The 1,729-nt window shown below is 68.7% G+C and carries 1 protein-coding gene; it reads left to right on the top strand.

Features of this window, described 5'->3' with window-relative positions; all coding sequences use genetic code 11:
• Positions 1 to 1,650: ribulokinase (gene araB, locus ACFYRX_RS46740; RefSeq protein WP_389113565.1), on the top strand; the 1,650-nt coding region annotated here is incomplete at its 5' end.
• Positions 1,651 to 1,729 lie beyond the last annotated feature (79 nt).

Below are 1,729 nucleotides of genomic sequence, written 5' to 3'. Positions count from 1 at the left end.
TCCGATGCGTGTGTGATCGGGGTGGATTACGGGACGTTGTCGGGGCGGGCTGTGGTGGTGCGTGTGCGTGATGGTGCGGAGTTGGGTTCCGCGGAGCATCCGTATGGGCATGCGGTGCTGGATCGTGTGTTGCCGGACGGGACGCGGTTGGGGCCGGACTGGGCGTTGCAGGTGCCGTCGGATTATGTGGATGTGTTGCGGTTGGCGGTGCCGGCGGCGTTGGCTGCGGCGGGGGTGCGTTCGGAGCAGGTGGTGGGGATCGGGACGGATTTCACGGCGTGCACGATGGTGCCGGTGGTGGCGGACGGGACGCCGTTGTGTGAGCTTCCGGGGTTGTCGGGGCGTCCGCATGCGTATGTGAAGTTGTGGCGTCATCATGCGGCGCAGGCGCAGGCGGACCGGATCACCGCGCTGGCGGTGGAGCGCAAGGAAGCCTGGCTGCCGCGGTACGGGGGGAAGATTTCCTCGGAGTGGGAGTTCGCGAAGGGGTTGCAGTTGCTGGAGGAGGATCCGGAGCTGTATCACCTGATGGACCGGTGGGTGGAGGCGGCGGACTGGATCGTGTGGCAGTTGTGCGGCACGTATGTGCGGAACGCGTGCACGGCCGGTTACAAGGGCCAGCTCCAGGACGGCGTCTACCCGTCGCCGGAGTATCTGGCCGCGCTGAACCCCGGCTTCGCCGGTTTCGTGGCGGACAAGCTGGAGCATCCGATCGGGCAGCTGGGGGAGCGGGCGGGGTCGCTGACCGCCCAGGCGGCTGCGTGGACGGGGTTGCCGGAGGGGATCGCGGTGTGTGTCGGCAATGTGGATGCGCATGTCACGGCGCCGGCGGCGGGGGCGGTTGCGCCGGGGCAGATGGTGGCCATCATGGGCACCTCGACCTGTCATGTGATGAGTTCGGACCAGCAGGGCATGGTGCCGGGCATGTGCGGGGTGGTGGACGGCGGGATCCTGCCGGGCCTGTGGGGCTATGAGGCCGGGCAGAGCGGGGTGGGGGACATCTTCGGCTGGTTCATCCGCACCGGTTTCCCCGCCGCCTACGCCGAACAGGCCACCGCGCTGGGCCAGGACCCGCACGAGTACCTGACCGCCTTGGCGGCCGGGCAGCAGGTGGGCGAACACGGGCTCATCGCTTTGGACTGGCACAGCGGCAACCGCTCCGTGCTGGTCGACCACGACCTGAGCGGTGTCATCGTCGGCCAGACGTTGTCGACCCGCCCGGAGGACATCTACCGGGCCCTGCTGGAGGCGACCGCGTTCGGCACCCGCACCATCATCGAAACCTTCGAAGCATCCGGGGTGCCGGTCCAGGAGCTGATCATCGCGGGCGGGCTGACGAAGAACGCCCTGCTCATGCAGATCTACGCCGATGTCACCCGGCTCCCGCTCAGTGTGATCGGCTCCACCCAGGGCCCCGCCCTCGGCGCCGCCATGCACGCCGCGGTCGCCGCCGGCGCCTACCCCGACATCCAGGCCTGCGCCCGCTCGATGGGCAAGGCCGAACAAGGCGTCTACCAGCCCGATGCCGGCCGGGCCGCCGCCTACGACCGCCTGTATGCCGAATACCAGCTCCTGCACGACTACTTCGGCCGCGGCACCAACCAGGTCATGCACCGCCTGCGCGCGATCCGCGCCCAAGCCCTGGCCTGAACCCCGCCCGCGTTCGCGTTTGTGCAGCCGCATTTCTTCTGTGAAAGGAACACCCCTTATGAGCAGCGACACGTCGTCT

The organism is Streptomyces sp. NPDC005374 (assembly GCF_042872225.1).
In the GTDB taxonomy this organism is placed as follows: Bacteria; Actinomycetota; Actinomycetes; order Streptomycetales; family Streptomycetaceae; genus Streptomyces.
Note: the sequence above shows the minus strand (reverse complement) of the source record. Positions and strands in the feature narration are given on the sequence as shown.